General features: G+C 54.6%; 17 protein-coding genes and 5 tRNA genes. 13 read left to right on the top strand and 9 right to left on the bottom strand.

Annotated features, from left to right (window positions below; all coding sequences use genetic code 11):
* Positions 1–78 precede the first annotated feature (78 nt).
* Complete coding sequence (locus ACT3T7_RS16390) at positions 79–804, bottom strand: sulfite exporter TauE/SafE family protein (protein WP_444631604.1); 726 nt, start codon at positions 802–804, stop codon at positions 79–81.
* The gene (locus ACT3T7_RS16385; protein WP_444631603.1) at positions 801–2,657 is read right to left on the bottom strand and encodes a heavy metal translocating P-type ATPase metal-binding domain-containing protein; all 1,857 of its coding nucleotides are present in this window, start codon (positions 2,655–2,657) and stop codon (positions 801–803) included. Before ACT3T7_RS16385 ends, ACT3T7_RS16390 begins: the two co-directional genes overlap by 4 nt.
* A 144-nt stretch (positions 2,658–2,801) precedes the next feature.
* On the opposite strand from ACT3T7_RS16385, the gene ACT3T7_RS16380 reads away from it, so the two are divergent.
* The 6 genes from ACT3T7_RS16380 (at position 2,802) to ACT3T7_RS16355 (ending at position 4,202) form a co-directional block, all read left to right on the top strand.
* A complete protein-coding gene (locus tag ACT3T7_RS16380) occupies positions 2,802–3,539 on the top strand; it encodes an alpha/beta fold hydrolase (protein ID WP_172117431.1) in 738 nt (245 codons plus the stop codon).
* Between the two features lie 88 nt (positions 3,540–3,627).
* Positions 3,628–3,703, top strand: a tRNA-Val gene (locus ACT3T7_RS16375).
* A gap of 59 nt (positions 3,704–3,762) precedes the next feature.
* Positions 3,763–3,839: transfer RNA gene (locus ACT3T7_RS16370), tRNA-Asp, on the top strand.
* A 38-nt stretch (positions 3,840–3,877) separates the two neighbouring features.
* A tRNA-Asp gene (locus ACT3T7_RS16365) sits at positions 3,878–3,954 on the top strand.
* Positions 3,955–3,993: 39 nt separating this feature from the next.
* Positions 3,994–4,069: transfer RNA gene (locus tag ACT3T7_RS16360), tRNA-Val, on the top strand.
* 56 nt (positions 4,070–4,125) lie between these two features.
* Positions 4,126–4,202: transfer RNA gene (locus ACT3T7_RS16355), tRNA-Asp, on the top strand.
* A gap of 90 nt (positions 4,203–4,292) precedes the next feature.
* On the opposite strand, the gene ACT3T7_RS16350 is transcribed toward ACT3T7_RS16355, so the two are convergent.
* From ACT3T7_RS16350 to glcD, 4 genes are read right to left on the bottom strand one after another with little or no spacing between them, the layout of a single operon-like run.
* Positions 4,293–4,694 (bottom strand): GlcG/HbpS family heme-binding protein, encoded by a 402-nt coding sequence (locus ACT3T7_RS16350; protein ID WP_087111863.1) that lies wholly within the window; start codon positions 4,692–4,694, stop codon positions 4,293–4,295.
* 29 nt (positions 4,695–4,723) lie between these two features.
* On the bottom strand, positions 4,724–5,959 hold the full coding sequence (gene glcF / locus ACT3T7_RS16345) for a glycolate oxidase subunit GlcF (protein ID WP_444621519.1): 1,236 nt from the start codon (positions 5,957–5,959) through the stop codon (positions 4,724–4,726).
* Between the two features lie 14 nt (positions 5,960–5,973).
* Positions 5,974–7,074, bottom strand: coding sequence for a glycolate oxidase subunit GlcE (gene glcE / locus ACT3T7_RS16340; RefSeq protein WP_444621520.1), 1,101 nt, complete (start codon positions 7,072–7,074; stop codon positions 5,974–5,976).
* Positions 7,075–7,091: 17 nt separating this feature from the next.
* Positions 7,092–8,591, bottom strand: coding sequence for a glycolate oxidase subunit GlcD (glcD, locus tag ACT3T7_RS16335; RefSeq protein WP_444631602.1), 1,500 nt, complete (start codon positions 8,589–8,591; stop codon positions 7,092–7,094).
* Between the two features lie 213 nt (positions 8,592–8,804).
* Here glcD and glcC point away from each other — a divergent pair, with 213 nt between their 5' ends.
* Both glcC and ACT3T7_RS16325 read left to right on the top strand, forming a co-directional pair.
* Positions 8,805–9,581 carry a transcriptional regulator GlcC gene (gene glcC, locus ACT3T7_RS16330; RefSeq protein WP_444631601.1) on the top strand — a complete coding sequence of 259 codons (777 nt, stop codon included), beginning with the start codon at positions 8,805–8,807 and terminating at the stop codon, positions 9,579–9,581.
* Positions 9,582–9,711: 130 nt separating this feature from the next.
* Positions 9,712–10,236, top strand: coding sequence for a gamma carbonic anhydrase family protein (locus ACT3T7_RS16325; protein ID WP_172117437.1), 525 nt, complete (start codon positions 9,712–9,714; stop codon positions 10,234–10,236).
* 140 nt (positions 10,237–10,376) lie between these two features.
* On the opposite strand, the gene ACT3T7_RS16320 is transcribed toward ACT3T7_RS16325, so the two are convergent.
* Positions 10,377–12,068, bottom strand: a complete 1,692-nt coding sequence (locus ACT3T7_RS16320) for an L-lactate permease (RefSeq protein WP_444631600.1) — start codon at positions 12,066–12,068, stop codon at positions 10,377–10,379.
* Positions 12,069–12,557: 489 nt separating this feature from the next.
* Between ACT3T7_RS16320 and ACT3T7_RS16315 the strand changes: the two genes are divergently transcribed.
* From ACT3T7_RS16315 to ACT3T7_RS16305, 3 genes are all read left to right on the top strand, one after another.
* Positions 12,558–13,253 carry a glutathione S-transferase N-terminal domain-containing protein gene (locus ACT3T7_RS16315; RefSeq protein WP_444631599.1) on the top strand — a complete coding sequence of 232 codons (696 nt, stop codon included), beginning with the start codon at positions 12,558–12,560 and terminating at the stop codon, positions 13,251–13,253.
* Between the two features lie 197 nt (positions 13,254–13,450).
* A complete protein-coding gene (locus ACT3T7_RS16310; protein ID WP_444631598.1) occupies positions 13,451–13,849 on the top strand; it encodes a phasin family protein in 399 nt (132 codons plus the stop codon).
* Between the two features lie 167 nt (positions 13,850–14,016).
* Complete coding sequence (locus tag ACT3T7_RS16305; RefSeq protein WP_087111895.1) at positions 14,017–14,733, top strand: GntR family transcriptional regulator; 717 nt, start codon at positions 14,017–14,019, stop codon at positions 14,731–14,733.
* A 33-nt stretch (positions 14,734–14,766) separates the two neighbouring features.
* On the opposite strand, the gene ilvY is transcribed toward ACT3T7_RS16305, so the two are convergent.
* The gene (ilvY, locus tag ACT3T7_RS16300) at positions 14,767–15,645 is read right to left on the bottom strand and encodes an HTH-type transcriptional activator IlvY (protein ID WP_172117441.1); all 879 of its coding nucleotides are present in this window, start codon (positions 15,643–15,645) and stop codon (positions 14,767–14,769) included.
* 195 nt (positions 15,646–15,840) lie between these two features.
* Between ilvY and ilvC the strand changes: the two genes are divergently transcribed.
* Both ilvC and modF read left to right on the top strand, forming a co-directional pair.
* Positions 15,841–17,313, top strand: coding sequence for a ketol-acid reductoisomerase (gene ilvC / locus ACT3T7_RS16295; RefSeq protein ID WP_172117442.1), 1,473 nt, complete (start codon positions 15,841–15,843; stop codon positions 17,311–17,313).
* Between the two features lie 126 nt (positions 17,314–17,439).
* Positions 17,440–18,942, top strand: a complete 1,503-nt coding sequence (modF, locus tag ACT3T7_RS16290; RefSeq protein WP_193057148.1) for a molybdate ABC transporter ATP-binding protein ModF — start codon at positions 17,440–17,442, stop codon at positions 18,940–18,942.
* Between the two features lie 199 nt (positions 18,943–19,141).
* On the opposite strand, the gene ACT3T7_RS16285 is transcribed toward modF, so the two are convergent.
* Positions 19,142–19,533, bottom strand: a 392-nt coding sequence (locus ACT3T7_RS16285; protein WP_444631597.1) for a cytosine permease, incomplete at its 5' end; no start/stop codon positions are given.

The raw sequence follows: 19,533 nt of genomic DNA, 5'->3' as shown, positions 1-19,533 counted from the left end.
CGCTCCGGTAGCTGAAAATACGTTTTTAAAAGCTACCGATAGGCTAGAGAACATAGCGCTGTAGTGCGTTGCGCCAGGTCAATGATTGGCGTGTGAGTGTCCGCCTGAATGCCCACCTGAGTGCATGTTGAGTGCCCACAGCTGCCATACGGCAAAGCCGATAATGACGAGCGCGGCGATGGTTCTTGTCGCGGGGTGACGAATAAGATGATTAAGCTTGCGTGCGGCAAGTCCTGTGGCCAGTAGTGCAGGCAGGGTGCCCAAGCCAAAAGCGCCCATTAATAAAGCCCCCTGAAGCGGCCGGGCCGTCGCCAGGCTCCAGGCCAGCATTGAATACACCAGCCCACAGGGCAGCCAGCCCCAAATGGCGCCTAGCGCGAATGCCTGGGGGAAATGAACCACCGGCATCAAGCTCCGGCCCCAGGGCTCAAGGTGACGCCATAATCGTTTGCCCACGGCTTCCACGCGTAAAAGCCCTTTCCACCAGTTAGCAATATACAGCGCCATGAGAATCAGCATGAGCGCTGCAACGCCTTGCAGCAGTTGGCGCGCCAGCAGTGAGGGCGAAAGGACTGTGCCCAACGTGGCTACCAGCGCGCCTGCCGTCATGTAGCTTAATATTCGGCCCAAGTTGTAGCTTAGCAGTAGGCTGCCCATACGCGCCGAGCTACGCATGCTGGGCGGGATGGCAAAGGTTAATGCGCTCATGACGCCTCCGCACATGCCGATGCAGTGGGCCCCGCCCATCAACCCAAACACAAACGCGGCGATAAGCGGAGGAAGATCAAGCCCGGTCGGGTTCATGGCACGCCTTTGACTGCTGAAGTGGATAAATGGGAGGTGGATACGCTGGAAGTAGATAGCCTGCGTGAAAAGCGTAGCGTATTAGCAATGACGGCAAGCACACTGATGCCAGCGCCCATGATGGCGCCAAACGGCGATAGAGCGCCCACTGCCGCTAGGCAAAGCGCTATCACGCTGATGGAGGCCGCCATGCCCATTGAGTGTTGTATGCAGCGCTGCGCGGCGCGGGCAATGGTTAGAGTTTCTACGGCGCGCCCGCTTTGTGGGCTGAGTATGACCACGTCTGAGCAAGACGCTATCGCCTCATCTGCAGGCTGCGTTGTTGTGGCCAATGAAAGCAGGGCGCGAGGATTCATTATCACCACGCCTCGTGCACGTAACTGCTGGTAAGCGACCGTTAGCGCCGCTGGGGTTGCCAACGCCAGTGCGCACGGGCTGCCTGCTATTAGCAGCGAAAGCAGTACATCCATTGCCATTAGCGGTTTAAACCACCACCAGGGGGCTGTCACTCCTAGCGTTATGATAAGCAGGCCAACGGCCCATTTGTGCACGCCGCGTGCGTTAATGCTAGCCAGGTGCTTTCCAGTAAAAGCAGCGCCAACCAGGGCGCCTAGCGCTGTAATACGGGCGCGGGCAGGCGGTTGGACTACGTTAATCACCAGCGGGTTTTCGAGGTTTTGACAGCCTGCCAGCACGCTATCTCCTTTCGCGTAACTCACCGGGAGCGGTTCGCCTGTGAGCTGTGAGGTGTTCAGGCTTGATGCGCCTTGCTCGATAATGCCGTCAGCAGGTATCCGCTGCCCCGCGTTCACTACGATACGATCACCTGGGCAAAGCTCACTCGCGGGTAAAATTCGTTCGCTTTCATCGGGGGTACGTCGAATGGTCGTGGCGGGTAGGGCTCCTTTAAATGTGTCTTGAGGGCTTCTTAAAATGGGTAATGATCGAGCGCAGCCAAAAAGGAGTAACAGCGTTGTGAGCAGCGCAATCATGCCAACGTACATGCCAACGTAGTGCTCCCCTGTGTGAAAAAACGATGCGTAGCCGCTGGCCAGGTAAGCGCAGCCCAGTGCCAGGGCAATAGGCACGGCCGGACCCAACAAGCCACGCTTTATATCGGCAAGCGCTTGTCGAAAAAAAGGCGGCGTGGCAAACAGCATGACAAGCGTTGCCAGTACCATGGGAAGCCAGTGAAGCAGCGTAGTAGTACGCGTATTGAGATCCCCTCGTACTTCACTCGGCAAAAAAAGCATGAGCAGCGTGATACCGAGAAGGCACGCCCCCGATACTCCCAGCCGCCAAGCACACAGGCGCTTTTTATAGCGCCCGCGTTCCTGTGCAGGGTCTGGCTCAAAAGGCAGGGCGCTGTAGCCAATACCGGCAAGCTCGGCCAGTAGCTGGGAAAGCTTAAGCTTGCTGGGGTGCCAGCTAACGTGAAGGCGATGCCGTGATAAATCGACGGCACTTGAGGCGATGCCCTTCAGCGCATTTAAGCGATGTTCAATTAACCAGCCACAGGCATTGCAGGTAATACCTTCTACCGCGAGCGTAGCGCTTAACTGGTCACTGTCGACGCCAAGGGGCAACGTTTTCCGGAATTTTGTTTCAAATTCAGGGCTGTCGAAATACGCCCAGGCATCGCTATCGAGAGACTCTCCGGCAGGCGTTTCGGGCAGCTCAGTGCGCTGCTGGTAATAGCGCGCCAGGCCGCCCTGTACAATGGCATGGGCAACGGCCTCGCAGCCTGGGCAGCACAACGGGTACGTGGTGGCATCCAGCGTTATATGCCAAGGCGCATTGCTCGGAACAGGGCTGCCACAGTGGTAACAAGAGGAGGCCGGTAACGTTGTCATGGCTTCGCTGCCCGTGCTTTAAATAACCGTATCATCAACGCTTTATCAGGTAAGAGTGTTTCCTTAAGGTAGCAGCCATCGGAAAACTCTTGAATGAATAGTGAAGGTTTAACGGATTAAAATGCCAGGAGAAAGAAAACAGTGATGCCAGACGCTTATGCAGGATATTTGCCCCTTCCGCCAGACGCGCTGGAAGATACCTTGGCGAAAACTGAAGCCCCCGGCTTCTTTTTGGTGGAGGGGCTTGGGCCGCTGGCAGTGGTGGGGCGGGCGCATATCGGGCGAATTTTATGGGCGCATGGCGCAGGCGCTGGGCATCAGTCATCTTTTATGCAGCGCATGATCAATGGGCTGGCAGCCCAGGGGCTTCAGGTGTTTGCGATAGACTTTCCCTATATGCAGCAGATTAATCAACAGGGTAAACGCCGCCCGCCACCGCCGGTTGCTCACACGGTAGCGCATTTTACTGCCTGGTATCGTCTGCTTGCGCCATTGGCGGCATCGCCACTGTGGGTGGGCGGAAAGTCAATGGGCGGACGAATTGCGACGATGTTGGCCAGCCAGCGGGCTTGCCCTGGTGTTATCGCCGCGGGCTATCCGTTTCATCCGCCGAAAGCGCCTGAAAAACGTCGGTTAAGTCACTGGCCTGATATTCACTGTCCGGTATTGGTACTGCAAGGCGAGCGTGACCCGTTTGGTACGCGTGAAGAAGTAATTGGCTATCCATTAACGCCTCAAACCAGGCTTGACTGGTTAACCGATGGTGACCATGACTTTAAGCCACGGCGCGCTTCTGGATTAAAACATGAGTTTTTGATTGACGAGGCGGCCTCACTTGCGGCATCCTTCGTCCGCGCTCATGGAACGCCTTCGGGAATGTGAGCAACGCGCTGGTTTAAATCACAAAGTTTAAACATAACGTGTTGACATTCAGCGAGGCTTCTGTAGAATGCAGCGCCACGTGACCAGCGGGTGGTTAGCTCAGTTGGGAGAGCACCAGCCTTACAAGCTGGGGGTCACTGGTTCGAACCCAGTACCACCCACCATCGAAAGATGGCCTGGAAACGTAAAGCAGTACCAAAGTAATATCAGCATGATGTAATGCGGACCGGTAGTTCAGTTGGTTAGAATGCCGGCCTGTCACGCCGGAGGTCGCGAGTTCGAGTCTCGTCCGGTCCGCCATCATCATACGGTTTACTTTGTAGCAGTTATCGCTATTCGGACCGGTAGTTCAGTTGGTTAGAATGCCGGCCTGTCACGCCGGAGGTCGCGAGTTCGAGTCTCGTCCGGTCCGCCACGATAACTTGCAGATTCGTTGATTAAAGATCAACACCCTGGGTGGTTAGCTCAGTTGGGAGAGCACCAGCCTTACAAGCTGGGGGTCACTGGTTCGAACCCAGTACCACCCACCATTTAAAGTCCTTTTAAATGGTTGTCATTGTAATACCGCGTTAAGTGCCTTATATGTGGACCGGTAGTTCAGTTGGTTAGAATGCCGGCCTGTCACGCCGGAGGTCGCGAGTTCGAGTCTCGTCCGGTCCGCCATTAAGCACCTTCGGTTTATACCGAACGAATTCTAAAACCCCGGATCATTGATCCGGGGTTTTTCGTATGTGCGCGGGTTGGTTACGCCAGTCAGGCAACCGCGCTAACACCTGCCTTGGCAATCTGGACATCCTGCTCAGGTTTTACACCGGAAATGCCTACCGCGCCGATCACTTGCCCATCGACGATCACCGGGACGCCGCCTGACAATAAGCCAGGGAAGGGCGCGGAAACAAATGCAGTGCGGCCACCGTTAATCATCTCTTCAAACACCTGCGTTTCCTTGCGGCCAATAGCGGCATTACGCGCTTTATGAGAGGCGATTTCCGCGCTAAAGGGCGCGGCTCCATCCAGGCGACGTAGCGCCAGCAGGTGGCCGCCATCGTCAGTGACCACAATCGTCACCGGCCAGCGGTTGTTGTCCGCTTCTTGTTGCGCGGCATCAAGTATCTTGTTGATATCGGTAAGCGTCAGTACGGCTTTGGTTTGCATGGTATTTCCTGTTGGTTGGTTAATGAGTTTTATTGAGCGAGTGCGGCGTCTACCACTTCGACCCAGTGACGAACCGGCGTCCGGTTCGCGCCTGCCAGGTGCGTTTGGCAGCCAATATTAGCCGTTACGATAAGCGCTGGGTTGCCTGCTTCCAGGGCATTGAGCTTATTGTCGCGCAGCTGTGTGGCGAGTTCCGGCTGGGTGACCGAGTAGGTGCCCGCTGAACCGCAGCAGAGATGAGCATCCTGCACCGGGGTCAGCGTAAACCCTAGCGTGGTTAATACGCTTTCAACCGCGCCGTTAAGCTTCTGGGCGTGTTGTAGCGTGCAAGGGCAGTGAAAGGCCAGTCGCTGAGTCTCTTTTACCTGAAGGGCGTCCAGGGGCTCCTCTCGAAGTATCTCAACAATGTCTTTTGCCAGCGCACTGACTCTCTGGGCTTTTTCAGCATAGCGCGGGTCATCCTTGAGCATATAGCCATACTCTTTGATAAATGCCCCGCAGCCACTGGCCGTTTGAACAATAGCTTCCGCTCCTTGCTCAATATGTGGCCACCAAGCGTCAATGTTGGCGCGCATGCGTGCTCGGCCGTCATCCTGGGCGTTGAGGTGAAAGTCAATGGCCCCGCAGCAGCCCGCCTCTGTGACGGGCGTTAAGCTAATATCCAATCGGTCCAGCAGCCGCGCTGTGGCGGCGTTGGTGTTGGGCGATAACCCAGGCTGCACGCATCCCTCTAGCATCAGCATTTTCCGAGTATGCTGCGTACTGCCCGGCCGTTTGCCGGCATCAACGGGCGCGGCTGGCATTTTATTGCGTAGCTTGCTTGGCACCAGCGGCTTGAAGGTTTGGCCCAGTTTAAGCAGCGCCTTGAAGCGCGTTGGCTCCACCATCATTTTACGCAGCGCGTAGCGCTGGGCACGCTCGGCTGGCGGGCGCGGTACTCGACGCTCAATTTCAGCGCGGCCGATATTTAATAGCTTGTGATACTCGACCCCGGAAGGGCAGGTGGTTTCACAGTTCTGGCAAGTCAGGCAGCGGTCTAGGTGCAGCCGGGTTTCTGCGGTGACCTGGTCATCGTCGTCGTGGCTTTCCAGCAGCTCCTTCATCAGGTAGATGCGCCCGCGGGGGCCGTCACGCTCATCGCCCAGCAACTGGTAAGTGGGGCAGGTCGCGTTACAGAAACCGCAGTGTACGCAGGTGCGCAAAATGCGCTCCGCCTCCTGAATATGCGGCTTTTGAAGATCCGCATCGGTAAAATGCGTTTGCATATCAGTTCTCCTGATTAAAGCGCCGCATAAAGACGACCGGGATTAAAAATAGCGTGAGTATCCAGCTCCGTTTTCAGCCTACGGTGATACTTTTCAACCACGCTGTTTAATGGCGTAAAGGGCTCAGCGGCTCCGCCTTGCGCCTGCGGGGTGTAGCAGGTAGCGTGCCCGCCGGCGGCCTGGCATGCCTTGCGTAACGTTGTTGCATCCAGTGAGGTTTTTACCCAGCGCTGGCTGCCGCCCCAGTCGTAAAAGATATCTTGCTGGGGAATATCCAATGCAAGCGGGGCAGTGTTCGGAGGGAGTGAAAGGCGCCACAGCGGTGGGGCATCGCGGTACTTAAAGAAGTCATGGGTATGATCACGCAGCGAGGCCCAAAAGCTGGCCTCCAGCGGTTCGCCACCCAAGCGCTCACGGGTCGCTTTTACCGAGCTTTCGCCCCCCTCCAGGCGAATAAATAACTCGCCTGCGTGCCAGGCTGCGGCAGTGATGGGCAGCGGCTCGCGGCCAAGTTCAGCCAGTTTGTGTAAGGCCTCTTCAAGGCTTAGTGGCAGGCGCAGACAGTGGCTTGCGGTGGGAACAGGCAGCACCTTAAAGGAGATATCGGCCAGTACGCCAAGCGTGCCTTGGGCACCGGTCATTAAGCGGGAAAGATCATACCCCGCCACGTTTTTCATCACCTCGCCACCAAAGCGCAGCAGTTTGCCCTCTTGGGTAATAATGCGTGTGCCGAGCACAAAGTCGCGTGCGGCACCCGCCCAGGGGCGCCGGGGGCCAGAAAGCCCGGTGGCCACAGCGCCGCCAATGGTGCTGTTCTCACCAAAGGAGGGCGGCTCAAAGGGGAGCATTTGATGGTGTTCGGCAAGCGCTGCCTGAAGCAGGCTTAGTCGTGTGCCCGCCCGCACGGTGACCACCAGCTCTACCGGGTCGTAAGAGACAATGCCGCTGTGCTCTGCCATGTGCAGCGGCTGGCCTTCCACAGGGCGGCCATAAAACGCACGAGTGTTCCCCCCTGCAATACGCAGTGGCGTGCGCGTTTCATAGGCGTTACGCACCTGGTCACACAGGCGCTCAGAAATATCGCGGTCTGCGGCGTTAATCGCTAGATCGGTCATGAGTGTTCCTTATGCCATCAAAACCGCGGAAGCTCCGGGTGCGGCAATTCATTGTTATGCACATGCATGGCGCCAAATTCGGCACAGCGAGCAAGCGTAGGGATGTTTTTACCGGGGTTGAGCAGGCGCTTTGCATCAAATGCGGCTTTTAGCGCATGAAAAACGCAGATCTCATCGGTCTGGAACTGGCTGCACATCTGATTGATTTTTTCGCGCCCCACGCCGTGCTCGCCGGTAATGGACCCGCCCGCTTCCACGCAAAGCTCCAGAATCTTGCCGCCAACGTCCTCGGCAAGCGCAAGCTGCCCCTCTTTGTTGGCATCAAACAGAATCAGCGGGTGCATGTTGCCATCGCCTGCGTGAAACACGTTGGCCACGGCCAGACCACTCTGTTCAGAAAGTGCGGCGATGCCCTTGAGTACGCGCGGCAATTCGCGGCGAGGGATCGTGCCGTCCATGCAGTAGTAGTCAGGCGACATACGGCCAACCGCTGGGAAGGCATTTTTACGTCCGGCCCAAAACATGGCTCGCTCAGCCTCATCGCGGGCCTGTTGAATCTGTGTGGCGCCTGCCTTTTCGAGTACCCGACGTACCGTTTCACAGTCGTCATCTACATCTGCCTCAACGCCATCCAGCTCACAGAGCAAAATGGCTTCAGCATCCATCGGGTAACCCGCTTTAACAAAATCTTCAGCCGCTTTAATGGCTAGCCTGTCCATCATTTCCAGCCCGCCTGGAATGATGCCTGCGGCAATAATGTCGCCCACTGCTCGGCCCGCTTTTTCAATATCGTTGAAGCTTGCCATCAAGACCTTGGCGGTTTCCGGCTTGGGCAACAGCTTAACAGTAATTTCAGTCACCACACCGAGCATGCCCTCTGAACCATTCATCAGTGCCAGAAGGTCAAACCCCGGCGCATCCAGCGACTCGGCGCCCAGCGTCATGTGCTCGCCTTCAATAGTAAGTACGTCAACACGAAGTACGTTATGCACCGTGAGCCCGTACTTTAAACAGTGCACGCCGCCTGCGTTTTCTGCCACGTTGCCACCAATTGAGCAGGCGATTTGAGATGACGGGTCAGGGGCGTAGTAAAGCCCGTAAGGCGCGGCCGCTTCAGAAATAGCCAGGTTGCGTACCCCCGGCTGCACGCGCGCCAGGCGGGCGTCCGGGTCAACGCTTAAAATACGATTAAAACGCGACATTACCAGCAGCACACCTTGTTCAAGCGGAAGTGCGCCGCCAGAAAGGCCAGTGCCCGCTCCGCGCGTCACTACGGGCACATCCAGTGCGTGGCAGCGCTTTAGCAGGGCTTCAACCTGCTCAAGGTTCTCGGGCAGCGCCACCAGCATGGGTAGCACCCGGTACGCCGCCAGGCCATCGCACTCAAAAGGGCGCAGGTCTTCTTCCCGGTGCAGCAGGGTCATGGAGGGCACTGCCTGCTGTATATCGCTTAAAACCTCGGCTTTATCGCGGTGGACCAGCTCGCCGTCAAGACGCTCATCAAAGAGAATATTCATCACAACTTCTCTGGTTTTTTTATCGTTAAAGGTAACCGCACGGTCAATTCGCTATGGCATCAATCTGAGCTTTTTTTGTGCGGTTGTCCAGGGTGTGGTGCAATGGTCAGACCAGTAATTAGTCGATGTTGAAACGCGCTGCCGCCTGCTTGCCAACGGGTAAATCGTACCTTGCCATGGGCGACCAACCAGCGCCTGGATGAGAGAAAACAGATGTCCTTTTCCAATCAAGAACCTGTGCTTGGCCTGCGTACGCCTGACCATGTTGCCGCCCGTTTGGAGCGCTTGATTCTGGATGGCGTCTTTCGGCCAAGCCAACTGCTGCCTTCTGAACGGCGCCTCTGCGAGCGGCTTAAAGTATCCAGAGCCTCGCTGCGTGAAGGCCTGCGCATTCTACGTAGCAGAGGCGTGATTGAAACTCGCCAAGGGCATGGCTCAACCGTGGCATCGCTTCTCCCCATGCAGGATAAAAGCCCGTTGATGCACCTGTTCCATGATCACCCGCGCACGCTGTTTGATCTGCTCGAAGTGCGCGCTCTGCTGGAAGGAGAGTCGGCTTTTTTGGCGGCGACGAGAGGTACCTCCATGGACCGCGTGTTGATTACCCGGCGCTACCAGGAGCTGGAGGATTATGCCGAGCACGCCGAGTGCATTGACGTTGAGCGGCTGGCGCGGCTTGACCACGCCTTTCATCTCGCCGTCTCCCAGGCATCGCACAACCCGGTGCTGGTACATACACTGCAAAGCCTGACCGACCTGCTGCTAAGTTCGGTATTTGCCTCGGTTAAGCATCTTTACCACCGTACGGGGCCGCGTGAAATGATCAACCGCCAGCATGCCCGGCTGCATGATGCGGTTGTCGCAGGCGACGCCGAACAGGCCAGGCAGGTGGCGCTGGAGCATCTCACCAGCATTACCGAGCTGCTACGGGAGCTGGAAGTAGAGAGCGAACGCCTGGAGCGCTCAGCCATGCGTATGGAGCCGTGGTAATGCTTTGCTGATGAAAATGCCTGGTTGATGAAAATGCTGGCTTGAAAAGTACCTGGCTAAAAGATTCACGTTGCCCAGCGGCTGACACAGACGCTAGCCTAGGCGATGACAATAATCAAAGGAGAGCGATGTGGCTATTTACCAGTTCGGTGAGCACCAGCCTGATATTCATGACGACGTGTACGTTGCTGAAACCGCAGACGTGATAGGGCAGGTAACCTTAAAAGCGCGCTCCAGCGTCTGGTATCAAGCGGTGTTGCGCGGTGACAGCGACCTTTTGGAAATAGGCGAAGAGAGCAATATTCAGGATGGCGCGGTATTGCATGCCGACCCGGGGTATCCGCTCAAAGTGGGGCGCGGTGTTACGGTGGGTCACCAGGCCATGCTGCATGGTTGTAGCGTAGGCGATGGCTGTTTGATCGGTATTCAAGCCGTGGTGCTTAATGGCGCGGTGATCGGTGAAAACAGCTTGGTAGGTGCGGGGGCATTTATTAAAGAGGGCGCTGTGTTTCCGCCTAACTCGCTGATTGTGGGCTCACCTGCGCGGGTAGTACGCACGCTTTCTGCTGATGCCATAGAAGGGCTTAAGCTGAACGCGCAAAGCTATGTCATACGCGGCCAGCAGCATGCAACCTCGCTAAAACGCATCGATTAGCACATCAACTATTACATTAGCGATCACATCAACTATCACATCAACGAATGCGCGGCTTTCTAACGACGTTCCTTGCGTTTAAAGCACGACACCCCAAGGCAGGCTTGGGGTGTCGTAAAGGGTGACGCTAACCAGATGTTCTACATAAGTGGGTCCGTAACGCCAAGCACATAGAACGCTACCATCGCAATAATGCCTGCGAAGACAAGATAGTAGATGGTGGGGATAATGGTTTTACGAATGGTCGTACCTTCACGGCCCAGCAGGCCAACGGTCGCAGAAGCCGCCACAACGTTGTGAATCGCAATCATGTTACCCGCAGCGGCACCGACTGCCTGCAGAGCCACCATCATGGCAGTTGAAACACCCAGCGTTTGGGCGACGTTAAATTGAAACTCTGCCAGCATCAGGTTAGAAACCGTATTGGAACCTGCAATAAAGGCACCCATGGCACCCACTGTGGGGGCGAAGAAGGGGTAAATGTTGCCCATGCCATGAGCAACTGCCTGCGCCATCATTACCGGCATTGATACCAGATCCGCCCCGTTAACCCCTGAATTGATCAAAATACGTACCATGGGTACGGTGAAAATCAGTACAAAGCCCGCGCCCAATATCGTTTTGGTGGATTCTGATACCGCCGCGCTTATTTTGCTCGGGTTCATCTTGTGCAGGAAGTAGGTCACGATCACTACCGCCAAAATAATCCCGCCTGGCAGGTAAAGCGGCTGTACACCCCCGCTAACGCCCGTTTCGCCTAGAATATTGTTCCAGTCCAGACTGATAGAGGTGAGCGCCATCCGCAGCGGTTCAATGGTTCGTGAAGCTACCAGGAACAGCGCCAGCAATACGTAGGGAACCCAGCCCATAAAAGTAGACATCGGGGCTTTTCCGGCCACATCTTCAAGCTTGATTTGCAGGTTGCCGATCCACTCATCCGGCCAAGAGGTTGATTCCGGAAAGTCCCAGGTATCTTTGGGAAGTAAAAAGCCTTTACGCGCTGCCGGTACAACAATCGCTAGGCCGACCATGGCACCAATCATGGAGGGAAATTCCGGGCCCAGGAAAACGCCCACCAGCATATAAGGAATCACAAATGAAATGCCGGTGAAAAGGGCAAACGGTACAATCGAAAGACCCTCTTTCCAGGAGCGGTTGGCGCCGAAGAAACGCACCATCACCAGTACCAAAATCAGCGGCATGCAGATGCCGATGATGCCATGCGTAATAGCCACTTCGCTGGTGATCAGTTGGAAAAATGTGCCCCAAGTGGAGCCATCCGCTTCCAATTGTGTCGTTATGCCCGCACGGTCCAGTCCGCTGCCCACGCCCACGATAATAGGCGTGCCCACGGCACCGAACGACACCGGGGTAGATTGGATCATCATGCCCACCACGACAGCGGCAAGTGCCGGGAAGCCCAAGGCAACCATTAGCGGTGCGGCCACGGCAGCGGGAGTGCCGAAGCCAGAAGCGCCTTCAATAAAGCAACCAAACAGCCAGGCAACGATCAGTGCCTGAACGCGGCGGTCTGGACTGATGCCTGAAAAACCATTGCGAATAGCGGTAATGCCCCCTGAATGCTTCAAGGTATTGAGCAGCAAAATGGCGCCAAAAATAATCCACAGCAGGCCTGCTGTTTGGATAAGGCCTTGGATAGTCGAGGCGGCCACGCGGCTAAATGACATATCCCAAGCCGTCAGCCCAATAGTGGCTGCGGTGAGGAATACAATCGGCATCGCTATTTTGGCCGGTATTTTAAAACCAACGAGTAAAATACCTGCCAGCAGTAATGGCAAAAAAGCCAGAAGAGCAAGTGTTGTTTCGTTCATAAGAAAACCGCCTTTTTATTTATGGGTATGCGCTAACTCTGTCTAATGGTTTAAGTGCTAAGAAGCCTCTGATTAACTATTGCGCTTGGTCATACTGCGTTAAAAATCATCTTAAAATGCTCATTTACAGATTGTAAATTCCGCTTTTTCGTTGATTTTTGCCTTGTCTGACCTGTGCTCATTACGTTAATCAGAGGCTTCCTAAGCGCAACATTGAAAAGATACGGCTCAGAGCAAAAAATAACACTATTACGAAACAGGTCTTGCCAAAAGGGGCAAGTTTGTAAGGTCTATATAAGCTCTTTCGTGAATTTTAAATGATTGTTTTATATGCATTGTTAATTGTTTTTAAGCTTCATTGAAGAGGGTCGTTATTAGACTAAAAGACAGTGCTGGGGCTCGCTACTTCTCCATCCAGTGCTTTAATCTCAATGGCGATGAATGCGCCATTTTAAATTTCCTCTTTTCATTAACGGTAAGGGCAAAAACATGACACGTACGCTCTATGACCTGTGTGGCCGTGACGAACGACTGCGTTTTTCTCCCTATTGCTGGCGCGTGCGTATGGCGTTTGCTCATAAAGGCCTGGCCTATAACACCATCGCTTGGCGGTTTGAGGACAAGCAGGCGCTGGCGTTCGCCGACTACGATAAAGTCCCGGTGCTGTGCGATGGGGATCAGGTCATTACCGATAGTTTTAAGATAATGCGCTACCTGGATAAAGCCTATCCCGATGCCCCTGTTTTGGGTGAAGGAGTGGCGTACCAACGCGCGCTATTTTTTAAATACTATGTCGAGCGCAGCGTAACGCCTGCCCTGTTTCGTAGCGTTGCACTGGATTTATTGGCCGCCATTCACCCTGATGATCGTGATTACTTTCGTAAAACCCGTGAAGCGCGCTTTGGGGCACGCCTGGAAGATGTGCATAACCCCGAGCAGGGCAAGCAGCAGCTTTACCAAGTGCTGGCGGCGGTACGTGATCAGTTACATGGCAGTCCTTTTCTAGATGGCGAAACACCCAGCGGTATCGATTACTTACTGTTTGGAAGCATGATGTGGACACACACCGTCTCGCTTGAGCCGTTGACCGAACCCGATGATCCGGTCACCGAGTGGTTTACGCGTATGTTGGATGCTCATAATGGGGTTGCGCGCCAGGCAATCACGATTCGTGATTTAAATTAAAAATCGAATAACCTGCTGATTTAAAATCATATTGAGAGCTGTAGAGGCATGTAGCGCACGAGAATATAAAAAACCATGTTGCGATGCACAAAAGGCGCTGCTAGGTTTACGTACAGCAGCGGCAAATGCCAACGCATCAGCAGCGCCTCCACGACTAACGGGCGGCGGCCTGCTAGCTAACTCAAGGAGATGTCGTGATGATGAAGACTGCAGAGAGTAACACCCAACAGTTCGAGTCTGCCTTTGTGTCACCTATGCGTTCTTACACGCATGCAGCGCTTGATTACTATGAAAAGCTGATGGGTGCTCAACTTGATGCTGCCCGCGCTTATTCAGATATGACCATTTCCCAAGCACGTACCTGGCTGGAAGTTAAAGATGCCGATGGCTTTAAGAAAGCCATGGAAAGCCAGCAGCGCGTTGCAAGTGACTTCATGGAGCGGGTGAAAGGGGATTCTGAAAAAGTAACCTCTATCAGCCAGAGCTTTATGCAGGACAGCGCCAAAATGGCCGAAGAAAATGCCCAGAAGGCGAGCACTGCCACGCAGAAAGCGGCTGATAACGTTCAGAAGTCAGCAGAGTCGGCAAAAAAGTAAATCCCTGTTAAGCCATTTGCATGGCGCTGAAAGCGCTGCGATCCTCTGGACGCAGCGCTTTTTTATTGCTCATCATTAGCCGAACGTCATGTAATATCGCCCACTCAAGCAAGGCCAAGCGCGATATCATGACGCGATGCAAAGTAAGGAGGCGATAGGAGAGCCACATGAGTGATGCGCAGGCGACCGCGAAGCGGGTTGCTCCAGAAAAAGAGGGCGATGAACGTCACGATGCTATATATCGTGCGGTAAGCGATGCGATTGTTGAACAGCGCCTAAAGCCCGGTGCCAGGCTGCGTGAAGATGCGCTTGCCGACGTGTTTAGCATTAGCCGTACCGGCATACGCAAGATTTTACAGCGCCTTGCGCTGGAGCAATTGGTAACCCTAACGCCCCGCCGTGGTGCCAGTGTTACCCGACCCACCGCCGATGAAGCCAAGGATGTTTTCGATGCCCGCCAGCTTGTCGAGTGCGGATTAATGCCCGATGTGGCAAAGCGAATCGGTGAAAAAGAAGCTGCTGAACTGCGCGAGATGGCCCGCGAGGAGCGTCACGCGCTGCGCAGTGGTCAACAGAGCACTGCTATTCGCCTGTCAGCAGATTTTCATGTGCGCCTCGCCCAGCTTTCTGGCAACGCCACGCTTGCCGAATTTGTAGAACGCCTCTGCTCGCGCTCATCGCTTATTCTTGCGGTATATGGCCACCGTGGCCACCTGGGCTGCGAATCCCACGACCATGACGACCTGATCGGCTATCTGGAGTCCGGCAACGGCGAGCGCGCCAAAGCCTTTATGAGCCGCCACCTAAAAGCGATTGAAGCCTCGCTCTCCATGGTCGAAGAAGAGGAGAGCGCCCCGGACCTACAGCAGATATTTGGGGACTGAAGTGAGCTTAATCGCTAACGCCGCGAACAGGGCTTACATCAAGCTCCAGAACGCCTCGACCAGCGGGTTTTTCAGGTTCTTCTTCAGGGTAAACAAGCCAATATCGTAGGGTGCTAATTCCGGCGCTACGTCGAGTACTCGAATGCGACCCACCAATGGGCTGTTGTCGAGGACGATTTTAGGCACCACGCCAATACCAAAGCCCAAGCTCACCATGCTGACAATGGCTTCATTACCGGTGACCTGGGCATAAATACGTGGCGAGATGTCTAGCTTGCGAAACCACTCATCTACACGCGCTCTGGAAACGCCGCTTTCCGATAGAATCATAGGCGTGTTCGCCCATTCTGCTGGTGTGAATGGTGTGCCGGTTGGCGCATTCGGCACTTGCTGTTCCAGCGGGGCAATAAACAGCAACGGCGACGTAGCGATGGGCTTAAAGGCCAGGCCTCGCGGTAGATGGGCAGGCTTTGCTGCGATGCTAAGGTCTTCTTTACCATCCAGTACGTGCGCAATGGCGTGTTCCGGGTCACCGGTGCGCAGTTTGATTTCAATGGCCGGGTAGGCGATACGAAAGCGGCGAAGCAGCTCGTGCAAAAAGCTGTAGCTTGCCGTCACCGAGCCATACAAACTGATTTCACCGCTTAATTGGTCAAGATTGTCGGTTAACTCATGACGAATCAAATTCCATTGGCTGCTGGCATCGCGGGCATATTTGAGGAATTTTTGCCCTTCCTGAGTCAACACCACGGTCCGGTTGTCGCGGTTGAACAGCGACACGCCCAGTTCGTCTTCCAAATGGCGGATGTTGCGCGAAAGCGCAGAAATGCTGACGTAGCACTCATCGCTTGCACGGCCGAAATGCAGCGTTTCGGCCAGCGCGAGGAATTGTTTCAAAAGTTTAAAGTTCATAAGCGCCATGATAATAGCGTTTTGTGAAAATAGGGACGTGTTGTTGCAAATATATCAATTTAAGAAATAGTCGTTTTTGGTTAGATTGGATTCACTTACATAGCGCTGGATCCCGTATTGAGCGGCTGTGTCACTTTTTTCGTGTCGGTGTGTCGTGCATCGATAGCGTGATGATACTTAATCAGGATGTAAACGATGGCTAACTATTTCAATACCTTGCCGCTACGCGAACAGCTGGCTCAGCTTGCAAAATGTCGTTTCATGTACAGCTCAGAATTTGCTGATGGTGTCGACGCGCTGAAAGGCAAGAAAATGGTAGTGATTGGCTGTGGCGCGCAAGGTCTCAACCAGGGGTTGAACCTGCGCGACAGCGGCCTGGACGTTTCCTACGCACTGCGTCCTGAAGCCATTGCGCAAAAGCGTCAGTCCTGGAAGAACGCCTCTGAAAACGGTTTCGTGGTGGGTACTTATGAAGAGCTGATCCCGACGGCGGACGTGGTTCTGAACTTGACCCCGGATAAGCAGCACACCGCAGTGGTGAACGCTGTCATGCCGCTTATGAAAGAAGGCGCTTGCCTGTCTTATTCCCACGGTTTCAACATCGTAGAAGAGGGCATGCAGGTGCGTGATGACCTGACCGTCATCATGGTGGCGCCCAAGTGCCCGGGTTCTGAGGTGCGTGCTGAATACGTTCGTGGTTTCGGCGTTCCTACCTTGATCGCTGTGCACGAAGCCAATGATCCCAAAGGCGAAGGGCTTGCGCTAGCGAAAGCCTACGCAGTGGGCACTGGCGGCCACAAAGCGGGCGTGTTGATGTCCTCTTTCATCGCGGAAGTTAAATCCGACCTGATGGGCGAGCAGACGATTCTTTGCGGTATGCTGCAAACCGGTTCTATCCTCTGCTTTGATAAAATGATCGAAGAGGGTATTGAGCCAGGTTATGCCTCCAAACTGATTCAGTACGGCTGGGAAAACATCACCGAGGCGCTTAAGTACGGCGGCGTGACCAACATGCTGGATCGTCTTTCCAACCCGGCCAAGATCAAGGCCTTTGATCTGGCGGAAGAGCTGAAAGACATCATGCGTCCGCTGTACAACAAGCACCAGGACGACATCATGAGCGGCCACTTCTCCCGCACGATGATGGAAGACTGGGCAAACGATGATGCTAACCTTCTGAAATGGCGTGCAGACACTGCCGAAACCAACTTCGAGAAAACGCCTGCTGGCGACGTTGAAATTTCCGAGCAGGAGTTCTTCGACAACGGCATCTTGATGGTCGCCATGGTGAAGGCGGGCGTTGAGCTTGCGTTCGAAACCATGACCGCAGCGGGCATTATCGCCGAGTCTGCCTACTACGAGTCGCTACACGAAACGCCGCTCATCGCGAACACCATCGCGCGCAAGAAATTGTACGAAATGAACGCGACGATCTCTGATACCGCAGAGTACGGTTGCTACCTGTACAACCACGCCTGTGTGCCGCTGTTGGCAGACTTCATGAAGGGCATTAAATCCGATGTCATCGGTAAAGGCCTTGATCTGGACGACAACGGTGTCGATAACGCACGATTGATCGAGGTCAACGATGCGCTTCGCGCTCACCCGGTGGAAGCTGTTGGCGCCGTGCTGCGTGGCCACATGGCGGATATGAAGAAGATCGTTTAACCCACGGGTTAACCGTTAGCTAGTCAATGGAAAGCCGAGATATCCACCACGATATGCTCGGCTTTTTTGTCCCTGGATAAAGACTTTCCGAACCCTGATTTTTTTACCAATGTAAGGAACATGTTCATGGAGCCTTCAATCCGCTTGGCGAGCATTCAGCTAAACAATGCGACGATCAGCTTCGATGATCGATTCACTCTAAGCGAGATTGACTGGACCATCGAACCTCACCAGCACTGGGTCATCACCGGCGCTAACGGTTCCGGTAAGTCGGCCCTCGCGGCGGCACTGGCTGGTATTGGCAAGATTGAAGCGGGCACTGTTCAAGGGCTTCCCGAGCGCGTCGGGCTGGTCTCTTTTGAAGCGCAAGCCGAGCTTATCGCAGAAGAGCTGAAAAAAGACGATGCCGACATCATGGATGTCGTGTCGCTCGGCACGCCGGTCAGTGAAATGATTTTCGAGCACTGCGAGGATGCCGAACTGGCTTACGAACTGGTGGAGAAATTCGGGCTGACGAAACTCCTCGACCGCGCCTTTCGCAAACTCTCCACGGGTGAAACCCGCAAAGTCATGCTGATCCGAGCGTTGGCTAACAAGCCCGATTTACTCATTCTGGACGAGCCGTTCGATGGCCTGGACGTCGACACGCTCGCCATGCTGCAAGCCCATCTTGCCTCTATTATCGAAAGCGTCCCCATGGTGATGGTGCTCAATCGCTTCGACGAAATGCCGGACTTCATCACTCACGTGGCTTACCTGGATAAGGACCGGCCAGACCCGGCGCAAGAGAATAAAAAGCAAGGCAATAGAGCGCGTAGGGAAGGTGGGCGACTGGCGTTTACAGTAGACCGCCAGGATGAGGCCGCCTTCAACGAGCTTTACCAACTGCTGCATTTGAAAACGACTGACTTAAGCGTACCCGAGGCCGACCCTGCCCATCAGTTGCCCGCGCTCGACCCCAACCAGCCGTTAGTGAAGCTTAAACAAGCGACGATTAAATACGGCGATACCGTCATTGTGGACCAGCTCGACTGGACGATCGAACGCGGGCAACACTGGCAACTGAGTGGTCCTAACGGCAGCGGTAAAACCTGCGTGTTGTCCTTGATCACGGGAGATCACCCGCAATGCTATACCAACGATATTTTCGTGTTTGGTTTCCAGCGCGGTAACGGCGAAAGTATCTGGCAGATCAAGCAGTTCATCGGCTATGTCTCCACGGCCCTGCAATGGGAGTATCGTGTCAGCACTAGCTGCAGGAACGTCATCATTTCGGGCTTTTTTGATAGTATCGGCGTTTACACAAAATCTACCGATAATCAGCAAAAGATTGCCGACCAATGGCTTGATTTACTGGGTATGAAAACGCGTGCCGACCAGCCGTTCAATAAGCTTTCCTACGGCGACCAGCGGTTGCTACTGATTGCCCGTGCCATGGTGAAGCACCCGCCGCTTCTAATACTCGACGAGCCCTGCCTGGGCCTTGATGACATGAACCGCCAGCTCGTTCTCGCGCTCATCGAGAAAATCTGTGAAGGCAAGGAAACCACGGTGCTGTACGTCAATCACCACACGGAAGACAGAATAAAGGAAATAGACAACCATTTAACGCTTGAGAAAAACCACTAGGCGCTGACGTTTTCGTTGCTGCCTGCACTCTAAAAAAGCGCCATCGGCACAAAGCCGATGGCGCTTTTACATCGTCTAAACTGTCGCATCAAGCCAAAGTAGAACACGCTGCCAGAGCTGAGGAGAATAGCTCCTGCATAGTCTCTCTGCATTAATCGTCAGCACGGCTGCACGTAGGCAGCCGTCGGATTGGGAAGGGTTAGCGTGTAAAACGCTGGCAGGCGGGCCAGTGTTTCATCAGCAGGTAATAGGTCAGGCCGGCGGGAATTAAACTGGCGTACCAGGAGACCGCAGAGAAAAAGAGTGCTGCCAAGATGCCCACCGCGGTCGCAACGAGAGCCGCTTTATTGACGCCTTGATAAGGGCCGGTGGGGTCGTAGAGCTTGCTGATATCCAGCGTGCGGCGGCGGATGATGTAGTAATCCACCACCAGAATGGCAAAGATAGGGCCAAGAAAGGCCGAGTAGGTTTGGACAAACAGCTGTAAACCGGCAGCCGAGCCCGGTTGAACCAGCTTCCAGGGGAAGGTGGCAAACGCTAATAAACCGACAATGACGGTCGCGACCGGGAACTTGATCTTGAAGATGTCCA

This window comes from Halomonas sp. 111, assembly GCF_052379685.1.
GTDB classification, from domain to species: Bacteria; Pseudomonadota; Gammaproteobacteria; order Pseudomonadales; family Halomonadaceae; genus Vreelandella; species Vreelandella citrativorans.
Note: the sequence above shows the minus strand (reverse complement) of the source record. Positions and strands in the feature narration are given on the sequence as shown.